We start from the raw sequence: 17,215 nt of genomic DNA, 5'->3' as shown, positions 1-17,215 counted from the left end.
GATATGTCGCCGTTCAGACGCGAAAGCGCCTCGGGGAGCGCAATGACTCCGCCGAGGCGCTCGGTCGGTGCGGACGCGAACGTGTTGGCTACACCGGTTGCGACAGTGGCCGGTGGGGTGTGCCGAATAGTTGGGCGTCGCCGTGGGCGCGCTTGAAGAACAGGTGCGCGTCGTGCTCCCAGGTGATGGCGATGCCACCGTGCAGTTGGACTGTTTCGGCCACAATGGTGCTCAGCGCTTCGGAGCAGTGCACGCGCGCGGCCCAGACGTCCTCTGCGGCCGACGGACTGTCCGCGGCGACGGCGGCCGTCGCCGCGTACGAAGCGGACTTGGCGGATTCCAGCAGCACATACATGTCGGCCATGCGGTGCTTGAGTGCTTGGAAGCTGCCGATCGCGCGGCCGAACTGCACCCGGGATTTGGTGTATTCGACCGTCATGTCCAGGCACTGTTCGGCGGCCCCGACCTGCTCTGCGGCTACTGCCGACCAGGCGATTTCGCGCAGGCGTGCCGTGACCGCCGCCGGATCGCCTGCGCCGAGCCCGCGGGCGGGGACCGCGGTGAAAGTGACCTCGGCGAGCTTGCGGGTCGGGTCCATGGTCGGGAGGGCGCGTCGGGTAATGCCCTCGGTCGCCGCCTCGACCTCGAACAGGCCGGCGGGTGTCACCACGATGAAGGTGTCGGCGTGGGTGCCGTCGAGTACGTAACTGGCTGTGCCGGTAAGCATTCCGTTGTCGGCGAGCACGCCGGGTTCATCCCAGCCGCGCTCGCCCGCCCAGCACACCGCGATCGTCCGGGCGCCCTCGGCCACCTCGGGCAACAGTCTGTTGCACGCGTCGACATCGCCCGACAGCAGCACGGCCTGCGCGCCGAGCACGGCCGAGCCGATCATCGGGACGGCGGCCAGCGTGCGCCCCAATTCGCTGACCACCAGCAGGGATTCGACAAGGCTCGCGCCGAAGCCGCCGTATTCCTCAGGAATCGCGAGCGCCGCGACGCCGATCTGCTCGCACAACAGTCGCCACAGCGCCTCGTCGTAGCCGAGTTCGGTCTCCATGCCCGCACGCACCGCATCGCGGCCCGCGTGCTTGGCGAGCAGCGCACGGACGGAGCTGACGAATTCGAGGTGCTCGGCGCTTGTCATACCGCCCCCCGCAGGCCGCGGTCGCGCACGGTCTCGTCGCGCAGTGCACGGGCGATTCGCGAGCGATGCAGATCCGGTGAGCCCCATGCGGACCGGAGCGCGGTGACCTTGGTCAACCACAGCGACAGGTCGTACTCGGCGGTGTAGCCGATGGCGCCGTGCACCTGCAGAGCGGCCCTTGCCGCCTGGTAAGCGGCATCGCCGCAGGCGACAACGGCCGCCGACACATCGCGGCCGCGGGTTGGCTCGGCCATGGTCAGCGCGGCGCGCAACAGCAGCGGCTCGGCGAGGTCGAGGCCGATCAGTACATCGGCGAGCTTCTGCTTGACGGCCTGGAATTCGCCGATCGGCTTGCCGAACTGCTTGCGCTGCTTGGCGTATCCCGTGGCGGCATCGAGCAGTGCCCGCCCGGCGCCGAGGAGCTGAGCGGCGGCGGCGAGTGCGCCGGTGTCGAACGCGATCGCGACGGCTCCGGACACGTGCTCACCGGTGGCGAGCACGTCGTCGGATTCGACGGTGAACAGCCGCCTGGCCGGATCGACCGACCGCACGAGATCGGTCCGATGCGCGGTGGACAGCTGGTCACCGGAGGCGATCAGTACCACGTCCGCGGTGTCCGCATCCAGCGCGACCGCACCCTGGTCGGGCGAGGCGAACGCCACGGTGCCCAGCGCCGCGCCATCGGCGAAGCCGGGCAGCCACCGTGCCGCGAGTGCGGTATCCGGAAGAGCTTGCAGCAGTGCGGGAATCGCGGCCGCGGTCTCGACCAGGGGACCTGGCGCCGCGGCCCTGCCGATCTCCAGGAAGGCGACGACGAGGTCGATCGGGTCGGCGCCGAGGCCGCCGTTGCTTTCCTCGACCGCCAAGCCGAGCACACCCGCGCCGGCCAGCTGGCGGATCAGCGACCGGCCGGGCCGGGGATCTCCGGCCGCCCAGGCGCGTACCGCCGTGGGGGTGCGTCCAGCGTCGAGCAGCTTGCGCACGCTTGTGCCGAAGTCGAGTTGTTCCGGGCTGAGCGCGAATCTCATCGAGCCCTCCTTTCCGTACGCGATGCCCGCGTAGTCGAAGCAGACCGATCGCCTGCACGAGACGGGCAGCCGCCGGCCAGGTAGTGCACACTCATCGGCTGCTGCCTCTCGGTAGTCCGAGCAGCCGCTCGGCGATGATATTGCGCTGAATCTCGTTGGTGCCCGCGTAGATCGGACCCGACAGCGAGAACAGATAGCCGTCGGTCCACCGACCGGCCCGCTCGGCGGCGGCGCCGAGTACCTCGAACGCGGTTTCGTGCATGGCGATATCGAGTTCGGACCAGAACACCTTGGTGATCGAGGACTCCGCGCCGAGCTTGCCGCCCTCGTTCAGTCGGGTGACCGTCCCGAAGGTGTGCAGCCGGTAGGCCTCACTGCCGATCCAGGCGTCCACCACCGCATCCCGCTGCGTGGTGTTGGTGCGGTCGCCTTCGTCGAGCCACAGATCGATCAGCCGCTGCGCGGTGGCACTGAACCGGCCCGGGCTGCGCAGCGAAAGACCCCGCTCGTTGCTGGAGGTGCTCATGGCCACCCGCCAGCCGTCGTTCGGTTCCCCGATGACGTCACGATCGGGAACGAAGACGTCGTCGAGGAAGATCTCGGCGAAGCCGGGCTCGCCGTCCAGCTGGGGGATCGGGCGCACCGAGACGCCGTCGGCCGTCAGCGGGAACATCATGTAGGTGAGCCCGCGGTGCCGCTCGGCTTCGGGATCGCTGCGGAACAGCCCGAATGCCCAGTCCGCGAACGACGCTCGCGAACTCCAGGTCTTCTGCCCGCTCAGCAGCCAGCCGCCGGTGGTGCGGCGCGCGGTGGAGCGGATGCCCGCCAGGTCGCTGCCCGCCTCCGGCTCGGACCAGGCCTGCGCCCAGATATCGTCGCCGCGCGCCATCCGCGGCATGATGCGGTCGAGCTGCTCAGGGGTGCCGTGCTCGAAAAGTGTCGGTGCGAGCAAGAAGATGCCGTTCTGACTGACGCGTCCCGGCGCGCCCGCGGCGTAGTACTCCTGCTCGAACAGCACCCACTCCAGCAACGAGGCATCGCGGCCGCCGTACTCCGGTTGCCAGGAAACGACCGAAAGGCGCGCATCGGCGAGTGTGCGTTCCCATGCGCGGTGCGCTTCGAAGCCGGCCTTCGTATCCATCGAGGGCAGCGGCTGCTCGGGTTTGTTGGCGGCGAGGAATTCGCGGACTTCCCGCTGGAATTCCTGGGTCGCCGGGTCCAGATCCAGATCCACTACGTCGTTCCGTTCTGCTCTGCGGTGCTCGCCGTCGCCTTCATGGATTTTGCGTTCATACCGCCCAACGAGTCCGCGCCGACCTCGGCGTTGTGGGCGTGAGCGAAGTGGTGCAGGCCGAATACGGAGTCCATGCCGGCACGCATGCCCATGAGGTCCTCGGCCTGATTCACCGCCTTCTTGGTCAGTGCGAGCCCGAATCGCGGCATGGCCGCGATCTTTTCGGCGAGCGCCAAGGTTTCGGCCTCGAGTTCGGCACGCGGCACGACGCGGTTGACCATGCCCCACTCCTTGGCCTGCGCTGCGCCGAACCGGTCACCGGTGAACAAGAACTCCTTGGCAGCGCGCGGTCCCATCACCCACGGATGCGCGAAGTACTCGACACCCGGGATACCCATACGGACAACGGGATCGGAGAAGAAGGCATCGTCGGAGGCGATGATCAGATCGCACACCCAGGCCAGCATCAGCCCACCCGCGATGCAGGCGCCCTGCACCATCGCGATGGTCGGCTTCGGAATCTCGCGCCAGCGGCGGCACATGCCGAGATAGACCTCGAGCTCACGCGCGAAGCGCTGATCGCCGCCCACCTTGTCGACGTGGTCCCACCACAGGGCTGCCTTGTTCGGGTAGCGCACGTGGTGATCGCGCCCCGGTGTGCCGATGTCGTGTCCGGCGCTGAAGTGTTTCCCGTTGCCCGCCAGCACGATCACACCGACCTCGTCGTCCTCGACGGCGCGTTCGAAGGCGGCGTCCAGGGCGTAGGTCATCACCGAGTTCTGCGCGTTGCGGTAATCCGGCCGATTCAAGGTGATGATCGCGACCCGGCCGCGTCGTTCATAAGTGACGACGTCTCCCTCGTCGGGAACACCGGCTTCGTCCGACATTACGACTTCTCCTCACGTAGTTGGCGCTTGAGCACTTTCCCGGCGGCGCTGTAGGGCAGCTGATCGCGGAATTCGATGACCCGCGGCACCTTGAAGTTCGCCAGCACGGTGGTTGCGTGCGTAAGCACCTGGTCTTCGGTCAACGCGGATCCCGGCTTGCGGACCACGTAGGCCTTGCCGACCTCGCCCATCCTGGTGTCGGGCACGCCGATGACCGCGGATTCGGCGACACCGTCCAGCCGGGCGAGTGCCTGTTCCACTTCCGCCGGGTACACGTTGAAACCGCCGGAGATGTACATGTCCTTGAGCCGGTCGGTGATCTTCAGATAGCCGCGCTCATCGATCGTGCCGATGTCGCCGGTGTGCAGCCAACCGTCGGCATCGATGGTCTCGGCGGTGCTTGCCGGATCGTCCAGGTAGCCGAGCATCACGTTCGGGCCGCGCAGCAATACTTCACCGTCGGGGCCCAGCCGCAGCTCGAAGTCGGCGATCGGCCGTCCACAGGTGCCCGCGACGGTCTGCGCGTCGTCGTCCGCACGGCACATGGTGCCGAACCCCGCGGCCTCGGAAAGGCCGTAGCCGGTGATGACGACATCGAAATCGAGCTCCGATCGCATTCGCTCGACCAGCACCACCGGTACGGTCGCCGCGCCGGTGACCGCGACCCGCAGCGTGCTCAGGTCGAATGTGTCGCGCTCGGGGAAGTCGAGAATCGTCTGATAGATGGTCGGCGGGCCCGGCAGCACCGTGATCTGTTCATCGCTGACCAGCCGCATGGTGGCAGGTACATCGAACACCGGCTGCGGGATGATCGCCGCGCCGGTGACCAGGCAGGCCAGGATGCCCGCCTTGTAGCCGAAGTTGTGGAAGAACGGGCTGACCACGAGATAGCGGTCGGTGCCCGCGAGGGTGGTGCACTCGGCCCAGGCGCGCACCACCGAAAGCGCTTGCCGGTGCGCGACCAAGGTGCCCTTGCTGCGCCCGGTGGTTCCTGAGGTGAACAGGATGTCGGAGATGTCGTCGGGGGTGACGGCGCGCGCGCGCTTTTCTGCCTCGGCGACCGTCACGGGCTCCGCGGCGGCGGGGAGCTCCGACCAGTTCACCACGTTGTCCCCCGCGGCCGTGGTGCCCGGTTCCACCGGGATGACGACCACGGTGTCGATAGCCAATTCCGGTGCCGCCGCCCGCAGTTCGGCGAGTCGATCACGCCCGAGAAAGGTGCCTGCGATGAACAGTGCTTTCGCGTCGACCCTGGCGAGCACATCGGCGGCCTCGTCGGCGACGTAGCGGGTATTGAGCGGCACGAGGGCCGCGCCCGCATAGTGGGCGGCCAGCGCCGCGATCACCCAGTGATGGGTATTGGGTGCCCACATGGCGACCCGGTCGCCTGCATGCACCCCGCGCGCGATCAGTGCTCGCGCCACCTCCTGGACCGACGTCAGCAACTGCGTCCAGTCGAGCCGGACGTCGCCGTCGCCGACGGCGGGTGCGCCACCGTAGGTGCGTGCGGCGTCGTGCAGTGCCAGCGGTGTCGTTTGAGCAGGGGTTGTCACGGTTGTCCTCACCGTCGGTGCGGTCATTTGATGCCGATACTCAGTCAAAGTCATCAGGCTCTAACAAAGCAAGTGCTTGGTAGGTTATCCTACCGGCGTGGTTGCGATCCAGACCTCAGATTCCGACACTGCCGCACAGGACGCGCGGTTTTCCGCAGAAGTGCGCCAGTGGTTGGACGAAAACCTCAACGGAGAATTCCGCGAGTTGCGCGGACTAGGCGGGCCGGGCCGGGAACACGAGGCGTTCGACGAACGCCTCGCCTGGGACCGGCACTTGGCCGCGTCCGGCTGGACCTGCCTCGGCTGGCCCAAGGAATACGGCGGCCGCGAGGCGTCGGTGCGGCAGCAGGTGATCTTCCACGAGGAGTACGCCAAGGCCAACGCGCCCGCCAGGGTCTCGCACGTCGGCGAGGAACTGCTCGGGCCGACGGTCATCGCCTTCGGCACCGATGCGCAGAAGGCTCGGTTCCTGCCGGGCGTTCGCAATGTCACCGAACTGTGGTGCCAGGGCTATTCGGAACCAGGCGCGGGCTCGGACCTGGCAGCGATCACCACCACCGCCCAGCTGGACGGCGACGAATGGTCGATCAATGGCCAGAAGATCTGGACCTCACTGGCCCACGTCGCCGACTGGTGCTTCGTCGTCGCACGCACCGAACGCGGTTCGACGCGCCACAAGGGCCTTTCCTACCTGCTGGTTCCCATGAAACAGCCGGGCATCGAGGTGCGTCCGATCATCCAGCTGACCGGAACCTCGGAATTCAACGAGGTTTTCTTCGACAACGCGCGCACCGCCGCGGATCTGGTGGTCGGCGCGCCCGGCGACGGCTGGCGCATCGCGATGGGCACGCTGACCTTCGAGCGCGGCATCTCCACGCTCGGCCAGCAGATCAGGTTCGCTCGCGAACTCGCCGATGTCGAGGCGCTGGCCCGACGCACCGGCGCGGCCGACGATCCACTGATCGCCGACCGCATCGACAAAGCTTGGGTCGGACTACGTGTGCTGCGCGCCCACGCACTGCGCACGATGGAAGGCACCGGCGCCGACGACGGGGGACAGGCATCGGTCTCGAAGCTGTTGTGGGCCAACTGGCATCGCGGCCTCGGCGAACTCGCCATGGCGGTGCTCGGTCCCGCCGGCCTGGTCGCCGACGAGAACGATCTGAACGAATGGCAGCGGCTGTATCTGTTCACCCGCGCCGACACCATCTACGGAGGTTCGAACGAAGTGCAGCGCAACATCATCTCCGAGCGTGTGCTCGGTCTGCCACGGGAGGCGCGTCCATGAGCGACAACACCGCACGGCCGCTGTCTGTTGCACCCGAGCCGATCCCCGGCCACGGTCTACTGACCGGCCGGACCGCCGTCGTCACCGCCGCCGCAGGCACCGGAATCGGTTCGGCCACCGCCCGCAGGTTGCTCTCGGAGGGTGCCGATGTCGTGGTGTCCGATTGGCACGAGCGGCGTCTTGCCGAGACCGAGGTTGAACTGAAGGCCGAGTTCTCGGATCGCCGGGTGGCGTCGATCGCCTGCGACGTGCAGAGCACCGAGCAGGTCAACGAGTTGGTGCGCGGCGCGGCAACCGCTTTCGGCCGCATCGACATCATGGTCAACAATGCGGGCCTCGGCGGCGAGACCCCGGTGGTCGATATGACCGACGAACAATGGGACCGCGTTCTCGACATCACCCTCAACGGCACCTTCCGCTGCACCCGCGCGGCGCTCGGCTACTTCCGCGATGCGGGCCACGGTGGTGTGATCGTCAACAACGCAAGCGTTCTCGGCTGGCGGGCCCAATACGGCCAAGCCCACTACGCCGCCGCCAAGGCCGGCGTGATGGCGCTGACCCGCTGCAGCGCGATCGAGGCCGCCGAACTCGGTGTCCGGATCAACGCGGTGGCCCCGAGCATCGCTAGGCACGCATTCCTGGACAAGGTCAGCTCGACCGAATTGCTCGACCGCCTCTCCGAAGGCGAAGCATTCGGTCGCGCCGCCGAGCCGTGGGAAGTCGCCGCGACCATCGCCATGCTGGCAAGCGACTACACCTCCTACCTGACCGGTGAAGTCGTGTCGGTCAGCAGTCAGCGCGCTTGAGCTGTGTTTTTGGCAGCGCCTGCGGCGCTGCGGGTTCGCGGCCCCCTTGGTCTCGCTTCCGAGCCGTCGAGACTTGCGACTTCGTCGCGTGCGCTTCGACGGCTCGGAAGCGAGACGGGCCGCGAACTCTAGTGCTGGGTTTCGTCGCGCTCGGAGCATGCCATCGTGCCGAGCCGGCGCATAGGTGTAGGGGGCTTATGGCCATGCACAGCGGGTGGGGTGGGCGGCGAACTCGAGTGGTGAGTTTTGCTGCGCTCGGGAGACGCTATCGCGCCGATAGGGTGCGTCGGGTGTGATGCGACCTTGTTGGATGCGGTTGCTTTTCCGCGCGAGGCGGCGGTGAACGGCATGCGTAATACCGGCTTTTTGGTGGACTTCAGCGCTGGAATGCGATCGCATTCCGGCCCCCGGGCTTTGCTGCCGAGGGGGCGTCCGATCAGGTAAAAAGGATGGCGCGTTGTGTCTGCGGGTGTGCCATGCTGAAAGTGGTCGGATCCCGCACTCCCCAAAGGGGCGATGGCTATGGGCTTGGATCGCCCAGTTGCCCGCGAACAATTGGAACTCGAATTGGTGCGCGAAGTGGTACTGGCCAGGCGGCGCCTGGACAGCTTGGTACTTGCCGCGTTGACGCTCGGCGCCGAACTGATGGATCACCCGTCCGAGCGGGCGACTGCGACACGGGCCGCGCAGATCCTGGAGCGGTATGCGGTCGATGAAAGCGAAGTCGCGCGCGATCCGCGTGGTGCGTTGCGCTCGGATATAGCCCGCGATAACGCACGAGCCTGCCGGATCGGGCTCAGCGTCGAGTCGGGGACGCCCGCCTCCGACCAAGATCGGCGCAGACAGCGGCAGAAGGCGCTGCTGAGTGAGGTGCGCGCCGATTTGCTGGAGGTGGTCAGCAAGTCCAGGAAATTCCGATTCGATCGCGTGGCATTTGCGGATGAGATCGCGCAGGGGCTGTGCGCCGCTACCGACAAGCTGGTCGTCGGTGCGGATATGGACACCTATCAAGCCTGGCAGCGGGGCATGGTGCTGAAGCTGAACGAGGTATCGGTACCTTTCGGGCCGCCACGGGTGATGGCGACCGTGGATGCCGGGCCAGGGCGCGGTCATCTCGTCGTCGAGTGGGACAGCTGTGAGCGCCGTCTTGCGCTGGTCGCGCGAATGGCGCGCGCCGGGATCTCGCCCGTGGTGATCTGCGACCGGCTGCTGGCGGACCTGTCGGTCTCCTCACCGCTGCGGTATTCGGAGCGGTGATGGGCAGGTGCGGCGTGGTCCGTGCGGCGTGCCACCGATTGTCAGGATGACCGGAAGGCGTGTCCTCTCGACCAAGCAAATGCTTGGTTGTATTATGGCGGCGTGACCGCACCAGACGCCTCGAAATCAGCACGGCGCAATGAACTGCTCGCACTGGCAGCCCAGCTGTTCGCCGAGCGGGGGCTGCGCGCGACCACCGTGCGCGATATCGCCGATGCGGCCGGAATCCTATCGGGCAGCCTTTATCACCATTTCGATTCCAAGGAGTCGATGGTCGATGAGATCCTGCGCGGCTTCCTCGACGACCTGTTCGGGCGCTATCGGGAGATCGTGGGTTCCGGGCTCAGCTCGCGAGACACCTTGGAAGCCTTGGTGCTTGCCTCCTACGAGTCCTTCGATCGCTCGCACGCGGCGGTGGCGATCTACCAGGCCGAGGCCAAACGGCTGCGCGGCTCGGAGCGGTTCACCTATATCGCCGACTACAACCGCGAATTCCGCGAGCTCTGGCACCGAGTACTGACCAACGGTGTGCAGGACGGCAGCTTCCGGCCCGAACTCGACGTCGAGCTGGCCTACCGCTTCCTGCGCGACACCGTGTGGGTCGCGGTGCGCTGGTACGAGCCGGGTGGCGCCATCACTGTCGAAAACCTTGCCAAGCAATACCTCACCATCGTGCTCGACGGGCTCACCGTGCCCGAGTCCACCAAGTAGGAGATTCCATGTCTGCACCTGCCCGCCGTCCCTATGCGCCGATGCGCGATGCCTACGTGATCGACGCGGTGCGCACACCGGTCGGCAAGCGCAACGGCGCACTGGCCGCCGTGCATCCCGCCGACCTCGGCGCGGCCGCATTGCGCGGACTGCTGGACCGTACCCCGATCGACCCGGCGGTCGTCGACGACGTGATCGTCGGCTGCGTCGACAACATCGGCCCGCAGGCGGGCAATATCGGCCGTACGGCGTGGCTGACTGCCGGATACCCGGAGGAAGTCCCCGGTGTCACGGTCGACCGGCAGTGCGGATCTTCCCAGCAGGCTATCAATTTCGGTGCCCAGGCCATCATGAGCGGCACCGCCGAGGTGATCGTCGCGGGCGGTGTGCAGAACATGAGCGCCATCCCGATCTCCGCGGCGATGCTCGCGGGCAAGGAGTACGGATTCGATTCCCCCTTCGTCGGGGCCACCGGCTGGGATCACCGCTACGGCACCGGCGAAGTGTCGCAGTTCAACGGCGCGCAGCTGATCGCCGACAAGTGGGATATCAGCCGGGAAGACATGGAGCGCTGGGCTCTTCGCAGTCACGAACGGGCACGCGATGCCATCAAGAACGGTCGCTTCGACAACGAGATCGTGCCCGTCGGTGACTTCTGGATCGACCAGTGCCCGCGCGAAACCACGCTGGAGAAGATGGCGTCGCTGCCCGTGCTCGCCGAGGGTGGCACGCTGACCGCCGCGGTCGCCAGCCAGATCTCCGACGGCGCGAGCGCGACGCTGCTGGCCTCCGAATGGGCTGTCGAGGCATACGGTTTGCGCCCGCGCGCCCGCATCCACCACGTCAGCGCCCGCGGCGCCGATCCGATCATGATGCTCACCGGCCCCATCCCGGCGACCAAGTGGGCGCTGGAGAAGTCCGGCCTCACCATCGAGGACATCGACGTGGTCGAGATCAACGAGGCGTTCGCACCGGTCGTCCTGGCGTGGATGAAGGAGATCGGCGCGGACCCGGAGCGGGTCAATGTCAACGGCGGCGCGATCGCCCTCGGCCACCCGCTCGGGGCCACCGGCGCAAAGCTTTTCGCCACTCTCCTCAACGAGCTCGAGCGCGTCAACGGCCGCTACGGCCTGCTGACCATCTGTGAAGGCGGCGGTACCGCAAACGCCACCATCATCGAACGCTTGTCCGACTAGCCGAGTATTCAGGCCGTACTTGTCAGCGCCGCAAGGCTTTCGGCAGGTTCTGCTTACGGTTCGGCCTGGATATCGGGCGTGCCCGACGTATCCAGTGACGAGATCGGTTACCGCCGCGAACCGAAGCCGCCCCAGGGGAGCGATTCCCTGGGGCGGCCTCGATTTCTGCGCCTCGAGAATCATCACCAACAGCGCTGCACGTTCCGCAGCACTGCCACCATCCCGTTGACCTCGAAGGGGCGGGGTGAGCTGCCAGCTGGCATCCAAGTGCGTCATGCCGCTCGGTACAACCCCGAGCTCGACCAGTGGCAGATGGCGCAGAGGCGTTCTCGACGTTGGTGCAACGGGACGGCGCTCGTGACACACCAAAGGCCGCTCCGGTCGGCAGGATCGGGGCGGCCTTTGTGGATAAGTCGAAGGGTGTGCGGGTCAGGGCGCGCTCGGTGTCACCTTGTGGTGTTCGGTGAGGGCGTTGATGGCCTCGATTCGGGCGACGGCGTCGGCGATGATGCGGTCGATGAGTTCCTTGCAGGTGGGCAGGTCGTCGATGATGCCGGTGACCTGGCCCGCGGCCAGCACGCCCGCGTGGGTGTTGCCCTCGACAAGGCCCGCGCGCAGGAGCATCGGGGTGTTGGCCGCCATGACGACCTGGGACCAGGTGAGGTCCTTGGCCTTGCGCATGGCCAGGCCGTCACGGACCAGGGTCGACCACTTCATGCCGGTCATACCCTTGAACTTCGCCGCATTGGAGACTGCGGCGGCCAGGCCGCGCCAGCGGCCCGAATGCTCCAGGCGCTGTACCAATTCCGTATTCAGCACCCGGTGCGGCATGCCGTCGACCTTGAGGGAGACGACGGTGTCCTGGAGCTGCTTGGCCAGGTACTCCTGCTTGACCGCGTCGGGCACGGTGCTCTCCTGTGTGAGCAGGAAACGGGTGCCCATCGCGACACCTGCCGCGCCGTAGGCCAAGGCGGCGGCGAGCCCGCGTCCATCGAAGAAGCCGCCCGCCGCGACAACGGGAATGTCCACGGCGTCGAGCACCGAAGGCAAGAGCAGGGTGGTGGCCACCGGTCCGGTGTGCCCACCGCCCTCACCGCCCTGCACGATCACCGCGTCCGCACCCCAGGAGGCGACCTTCACGGCGTGTTTTGCCGCGCCGATCGACGGAATCACCACGACTCCGGCATCTTTCAGCTTGCCGATGAGGTCCTGCTTGGGCGCGAGCGCGAACGAGGCGACCGCCACCTTCTCGCGGATCAGCAGGTCGATGCGCTCGCCGGCATCGGTCGCGTCGGCGCGGATGTTCACGCCGAACGGTTTCGTGGTCTGTGCCTTGGTCTTCGCGATCGCTGCTTCCAGCTCTTCGAAGGTCATGGTGGCCGAGGCGAGAATGCCGAGACCACCGGCGTTGGCGGTGGCCGACACCAGGCTCGGGCCCGCTACCCAGCCCATGCCGGTCTGCACGACGGGATGCTCGATGCCGACGAGCTCGGTCAGTGGCGTCCGCAGTGGTCCACTCATGACGCCACCTCGCCGGCGCTCGACTTGCTGCGCGCACTCATGCCGGTACCTCCGATTCACGAACCTTCTTGGGGTCGAGCACATCTCGGATCAACCGCAGCTGCTCGGCGGTGGGCAGCGGGGTCTCGCCCGCGTCGGCAAGTCCCGCGATCTCGAAGGAGGTGTTCTCGGCGACCTCGGCAGCGGTGACGCCGGGGTGCAGGCTGCGCGCCCGCAGGGTGTGATCGGGGCCCTCGAAATCAAAAACGCCGAGATTGGTGACTACCCGGTGCAGGTGGTGGAACCGGAACGCCGGATTGGCCGGATCGATCTTGTCGTAGCCGACCCCGGACACAATGTCGACGGTGTCCACGAAGACCCGCTTCGTGTGCCGCGACACCCAGTAGCTCGTCGCATGGTTGATGGTGTTGCCCGGCGCGCCGCGCACCCCGAACATCTGCCTGCTCGGCTGTTGCAGCGGGCCGAAGGCCGACAGGTTCTGGTTGCCGAACCGATCGATCTGGTTGGCGCCCATCACCACATGGCGGCGGCCGGAGGCCACCACGTCGAACACTCTGCGGAACGGAATCCAGCCCTCGATCGGCGATTTTCCGCCGATCGGGGGAGTGTCGGCGAACAACAGCGCCTCGCCGTCGGAGAGCAGCAGGTCCGGCTCGGTGGTGAGTTTGGCCAGACGCGCCCCGATGATCGACATCGGCGACATCGGGCTCGCCATGATTTCCCCTGCGCCGCTGAATATCTCGGCGCAGGCGACCGCGCAGATCTCGGCCCTGGTGCTGGTCTCGGTGCTCGTCACTTCGATGCCTCCTGTCCAAACTCACGAACGGCGGCCTGGTACTCCGCTTCGGAGACGGCCAGATACTTGTCGACGAACTGCTGCCAGGTTTCCGGCGTCTTGGCCGCTTCGACGTAGTGGCGCTGGAACTTCTCGTCACGGCCGTAGCTGTCGCCCGCCAAGGTGAAGTGCGCGCCATTGGGTGCCTCGACGACGCCGTCGACCATCATGCGGTTGAGCAGCAGTGATTGCAGTGGCACGGTTTTCACGAGCTCCTCGGTATCGACCACCCGTTCCACCGAGACGTAGCGGCGGTCGGCGGCAAGGCAGTACAGGTCGTCGAAGTACGGATCGACACCGGTGTAGCCGGCATTGCCGTGTCGATCTCCGAGGTTGAGATGAACAAGCGCCGCATCGAGTTTCAGTGCAGGCATCGCGACGAGTGTCTCGGTTTTGCCGTCCGCGTCGGCGTACGGGGAAGTGACGGTCCGCAGTTCGCCGTCCCAGAACTCGAGGACATCGGACCCGAGTCCGGCGCGGATCGGCAGGAACGGCAGTCGCGCAGCGGCCGCTTCCAGCCCGCACTTGAGCATGCCCTCGTCCATTTCCCGGGCTACCAGCGCACCGGACGTGCGTGCTTTGGAGAACCACGGATCGTAGAACGGCGGCGAATCCAGCGACACGAAGCCGTAGTAGGCCTTGCTGACCTTGCCCGCCGAGCACAACAGCCCGAGGTCGGGTCCGCCGTAGCTGACCACGGTCAGGTCGGTGATGTCCGAGCGCAGCATGGCCCGCACGAGGGCCATCGGCTTGCGCCGGGAACCCCAGCCGCCGATGCCGATGGTCATGCCACTGCGCAGTTCGCCGACGACCTCGTCGAGCGACATTCGCTTGTCTCGCATGGTCTCAGTTCCCCTTGCTCTCTGCTGCCTTGCGCGCCGCCAGGTCGTCGTCGAAGCGGGCACGGATCTCGTCCGCGACGCCTGCCAGGTTCAGCTCGAAGGTGAAGCCTTGCTCGAAGCGGTAGCTGCGGTGCACGTCTTGCACGTCGATGCCGTTGAGCGCGCGTTTCGCCGCGCGGATCACCCGGCCGTCTTTCGTCGCGATGTTTTTCGCGACTTCCATTGCGGCAGCGTCGAGTTCGGCCCGCGGCACCACCTGGTACACCGAGCCGAAGTGCTGCAACTGCTGTGCGGTGATGGTGCTCGCGGTGTAGAACAGCGCCCGCATCAGGTGCTGTGGCACCAGTCGCGACAGATGGGTGGCCGCGCCGAGCGCGCCGCGGTCGACTTCGGGTAGGCCGAAGGTGGCATCGTCGGAGGCGATGACGACGTCGGCATTGCCGACCAGCCCGATCCCGCCGCCGAGGCAGAAGCCCTGGACGGCCGCGATCACCGGAACCGGGCAGTCGTAGACCGCCGCGAACGCCTCGTAGCAGCCGTGATTGGCGTCGATCAGCGCCTGGTGGCCGGGCGTGCGCTGCATTTCCTTGATGTCGACCCCGGCATTGAACCCGCGGTTCTCCGCGCGCAGTACGACCACCTTGGTCTCCTGGTCGCGCCCTGCTGCGCGGATCTCGTCGGCAATGGCGAACCAGCCGTCGGACGGTATGGCATTGACCGGCGGGTAGTCGACCGTGACCACGGTGATGCCGGTTGATTCGGAGTGACGGTTGATCCCCATCGCATATCCCATCGTGCGTGCCGGATTAGCTCGGCGCATTGGCAAAGCAAGCAGTTGCTTGGTAGGTTAGCACGGTGGCACTCGAAATCGATCTCGCCGGCAGCGTCGTTCTGGTCACCGGAGGTGTGCGTGGGGTGGGCGCCGGGGTGAGCAAGGCATTTCTCGCCGCGGGCGCGACCGTGGTGGCATGCGCACGGCGGCCGGCTGACGGCCCGGTGCGCAGCGGTGGGCGCGAGATCGAATATCTGCCGTGCGATGTGCGCGACGCCGGTTCCGTGCAGGCACTCATCGACACGATCGTCGAGCGGCACGGTCGTCTCGACCATCTGATCAACAATGCCGGTGGCGCACCGTTCGCCCTTGCCGCCGAGGCGAGCAAGAATTTCCACGCCAAGATCGTCGAACTGAATCTGCTTGCACCACTACTTGTTTCGCAGGCCGCGAACGCGGTGATGCAACAGCAGCCCGGCGGCGGATCGATCGTGATGGTGTCGAGTGTGAGCGGGCACCGCCCCTCGCCCGGCACTGCCGCCTACGGGGCCGCGAAGGCGGGCATGGACAGCCTCACCGCCTCGCTCGCCGTCGAGTGGGCGCCGAAGGTCCGGGTGAATTCGCTGGTTGTCGGCCCGGTCGAGACCGAACAGAGCCAGTTGCACTACGGCGACCAGGATGGCATCGACGCGGTGGGTGCCACGATCCCGCTCGGGCGGATGGCCGCGCCCGACGATATCGGCCGTTGCGCGGCCTTCCTCGCCTCTGCGCTGGCTTCCTACGTCAGTGGTGCGACGTTGCTCGTGCACGGTGGCGGGGAGCGGCCCGCTTTCCTCGCGGCGTCCAATGCGGTGGTCGGCGGACAGCAGCGGGCCGACGCCTGACCCGGCGGACCTGATCCAACAAGACAAATACGACAGAGGGACAACAGGTATGGACACCGAGCAGATCTGCGCCGGGCGCACCGTTATCGTCACCGGCGCGGGCCGAGGCATCGGCAGGGCCCACGCGCTCGCCTTCGCCGCCGCGGGAGCCCGGGTGGTGGTCAACGACCTCGGCTCGGCGCTCAACGGCGCGGAAACCACGGAGACACCCGCCGAACAGGTAGTCGCGGAGATCAAAGCGCTCGGTGGTGAGGCCGTCGCCAATGGCGACGACATCGCGGACTGGGATGGCGCCCGCACTCTCATCCGGCAGGCTGTCGACACGTTCGGTGGTCTCGACGTGCTCGTCAACAACGCGGGCTTCGTGCGCGACCGCATGCTGGTCAACCTCGGCGAGGACGAATGGGACGCGGTCATCCGGGTCCACCTCAAGGGCCACTTCGCGACCATGCGGCACGCGATCGAATACTGGCGCGGCGAATCCAAGGCGGGCCGCCCGGTCGACGCCCGCATCATCAACACCAGCTCGGGCGCTGGTCTCCAGGGCAGCGTCGGCCAGGGCAACTACGGCGCGGCAAAGGCGGGCATCGCGGGCCTCACCCTGACCGCGTCCGCCGAATTCGCCCGCTATGGCGTCACCGTGAACGCCATCGCACCGGCCGCCCGCACCCGAATGACCGAAACCGTTTTCGCCGAAACCATGGCGGCCCCCGAGGACGGCTTCGACGCAATGGCCCCCGAGAACATCTCCCCCCTGGTCGTCTGGCTCGGCAGCTCGCAGTCCGCAGGCGTCACCGGCCGCATGTTCGAGGTCGAAGGCGGCAAAGTGGCCATTGCCGACGGTTGGCATCATGGCGTCCCCGTAGACCGCGGCGCCCGCTGGACCCCCGCGGAACTGGGCCCCGTCGTCGCCGACCTGATCGCAAAGGCCATTCCGGCGGAGCCCGTATACGGCGCCTGAGCAATGCCTGAACCCTCCGCTGCATACGCCGCGGAACGACTCTGAAACGGTGCGCGCCTGACGTGGCCAAGACACACCGCGCACCCTGAGCACGCCCACCCAGGCTCTGACGCAGCCGCCGCATGTGGCGTCACAGTGACGCCCCACCCACCCACCCACCCACCCCATCGCCGAGCGCAGTGAAATGGCGGTCCCCGCCCTCGGCGGATTCACGTGGTCGATGCAACAGGGGCAGTGTTGGACAGTACCTGGTCGAGGATGTAGGTCGGTGTTCGGAAGCCGTGGCGTTTGCGGGG

General features: G+C 67.0%; 16 protein-coding genes. 7 read left to right on the top strand and 9 right to left on the bottom strand.

Annotated features, from left to right (window positions below):
* Positions 1-88 precede the first annotated feature (88 nt).
* The 5 genes from AB0M74_RS19305 to AB0M74_RS19285 all read right to left on the bottom strand — a co-directional run bounded on the left by AB0M74_RS19305 (position 89) and on the right by AB0M74_RS19285 (position 5,846).
* Positions 89-1,144 carry an acyl-CoA dehydrogenase family protein gene (locus AB0M74_RS19305; RefSeq protein ID WP_366527624.1) on the bottom strand — a complete coding sequence of 352 codons (1,056 nt, stop codon included), beginning with the start codon at positions 1,142-1,144 and terminating at the stop codon, positions 89-91.
* Positions 1,141-2,172, bottom strand: a complete 1,032-nt coding sequence (locus AB0M74_RS19300) for an acyl-CoA dehydrogenase family protein (RefSeq protein WP_366527623.1) — start codon at positions 2,170-2,172, stop codon at positions 1,141-1,143. Before AB0M74_RS19300 ends, AB0M74_RS19305 begins: the two co-directional genes overlap by 4 nt.
* 91 nt (positions 2,173-2,263) lie before the next feature.
* On the bottom strand, positions 2,264-3,406 hold the full coding sequence (locus AB0M74_RS19295) for an acyl-CoA dehydrogenase family protein (RefSeq protein WP_366527622.1): 1,143 nt from the start codon (positions 3,404-3,406) through the stop codon (positions 2,264-2,266).
* Positions 3,406-4,293 (bottom strand): enoyl-CoA hydratase, encoded by an 888-nt coding sequence (locus AB0M74_RS19290; protein ID WP_366527621.1) that lies wholly within the window; start codon positions 4,291-4,293, stop codon positions 3,406-3,408. Before AB0M74_RS19290 ends, AB0M74_RS19295 begins: the two co-directional genes overlap by 1 nt.
* The gene (locus AB0M74_RS19285) at positions 4,293-5,846 is read right to left on the bottom strand and encodes a FadD3 family acyl-CoA ligase (RefSeq protein WP_366527620.1); all 1,554 of its coding nucleotides are present in this window, start codon (positions 5,844-5,846) and stop codon (positions 4,293-4,295) included. Before AB0M74_RS19285 ends, AB0M74_RS19290 begins: the two co-directional genes overlap by 1 nt.
* Positions 5,847-5,943: 97 nt before the next feature.
* Here AB0M74_RS19285 and AB0M74_RS19280 point away from each other — a divergent pair, with 97 nt between their 5' ends.
* From AB0M74_RS19280 to AB0M74_RS19260, 5 genes are all read left to right on the top strand, one after another.
* Positions 5,944-7,134: an acyl-CoA dehydrogenase family protein gene (locus tag AB0M74_RS19280; RefSeq protein WP_366527619.1), complete on the top strand. Its 1,191-nt coding sequence runs from the start codon at positions 5,944-5,946 to the stop codon at positions 7,132-7,134.
* Complete coding sequence (locus tag AB0M74_RS19275) at positions 7,131-7,940, top strand: SDR family oxidoreductase (RefSeq protein ID WP_366527618.1); 810 nt, start codon at positions 7,131-7,133, stop codon at positions 7,938-7,940. The genes AB0M74_RS19280 and AB0M74_RS19275 overlap by 4 nt, the downstream gene beginning before the upstream one ends.
* Positions 7,941-8,462: 522 nt before the next feature.
* Positions 8,463-9,197, top strand: a complete 735-nt coding sequence (locus AB0M74_RS19270) for a hypothetical protein (protein WP_366527617.1) — start codon at positions 8,463-8,465, stop codon at positions 9,195-9,197.
* Positions 9,198-9,299: 102 nt separating this feature from the next.
* Positions 9,300-9,908 carry a TetR/AcrR family transcriptional regulator gene (locus AB0M74_RS19265; RefSeq protein ID WP_366527616.1) on the top strand — a complete coding sequence of 203 codons (609 nt, stop codon included), beginning with the start codon at positions 9,300-9,302 and terminating at the stop codon, positions 9,906-9,908.
* A gap of 41 nt (positions 9,909-9,949) precedes the next feature.
* Entirely contained in the window at positions 9,950-11,104 is a 1,155-nt protein-coding gene (locus AB0M74_RS19260) for an acetyl-CoA C-acetyltransferase (RefSeq protein WP_366527759.1), read from the top strand.
* 429 nt (positions 11,105-11,533) lie between these two features.
* On the opposite strand, the gene AB0M74_RS19255 is transcribed toward AB0M74_RS19260, so the two are convergent.
* The 4 genes from AB0M74_RS19255 to AB0M74_RS19240 are packed head-to-tail and all read right to left on the bottom strand — an operon-like array spanning position 11,534 to position 15,083.
* Positions 11,534-12,625, bottom strand: a complete 1,092-nt coding sequence (locus tag AB0M74_RS19255) for a nitronate monooxygenase (RefSeq protein WP_366527615.1) — start codon at positions 12,623-12,625, stop codon at positions 11,534-11,536.
* Positions 12,626-12,662: 37 nt separating this feature from the next.
* The gene (locus AB0M74_RS19250; protein WP_366527614.1) at positions 12,663-13,421 is read right to left on the bottom strand and encodes a CoA-transferase; all 759 of its coding nucleotides are present in this window, start codon (positions 13,419-13,421) and stop codon (positions 12,663-12,665) included.
* A complete protein-coding gene (locus AB0M74_RS19245; protein WP_366527613.1) occupies positions 13,418-14,302 on the bottom strand; it encodes a CoA-transferase in 885 nt (294 codons plus the stop codon). The genes AB0M74_RS19250 and AB0M74_RS19245 overlap by 4 nt, the downstream gene beginning before the upstream one ends.
* A gap of 4 nt (positions 14,303-14,306) precedes the next feature.
* A complete protein-coding gene (locus AB0M74_RS19240; RefSeq protein ID WP_328408671.1) occupies positions 14,307-15,083 on the bottom strand; it encodes an enoyl-CoA hydratase family protein in 777 nt (258 codons plus the stop codon).
* Between the two features lie 74 nt (positions 15,084-15,157).
* Between AB0M74_RS19240 and AB0M74_RS19235 the strand changes: the two genes are divergently transcribed.
* Both AB0M74_RS19235 and AB0M74_RS19230 read left to right on the top strand, forming a co-directional pair.
* Entirely contained in the window at positions 15,158-15,958 is an 801-nt protein-coding gene (locus AB0M74_RS19235) for an SDR family oxidoreductase (protein ID WP_366527612.1), read from the top strand.
* 49 nt (positions 15,959-16,007) lie between these two features.
* Positions 16,008-16,919 carry an SDR family oxidoreductase gene (locus tag AB0M74_RS19230; protein ID WP_366527611.1) on the top strand — a complete coding sequence of 304 codons (912 nt, stop codon included), beginning with the start codon at positions 16,008-16,010 and terminating at the stop codon, positions 16,917-16,919.
* The last annotated feature ends 296 nt before the right edge of the window (positions 16,920-17,215 follow it).

Source organism: Nocardia sp. NPDC051463, from assembly GCF_040681975.1.
Taxonomy (GTDB): Bacteria; Actinomycetota; Actinomycetes; order Mycobacteriales; family Mycobacteriaceae; genus Nocardia.
Note: the sequence above shows the minus strand (reverse complement) of the source record. Positions and strands in the feature narration are given on the sequence as shown.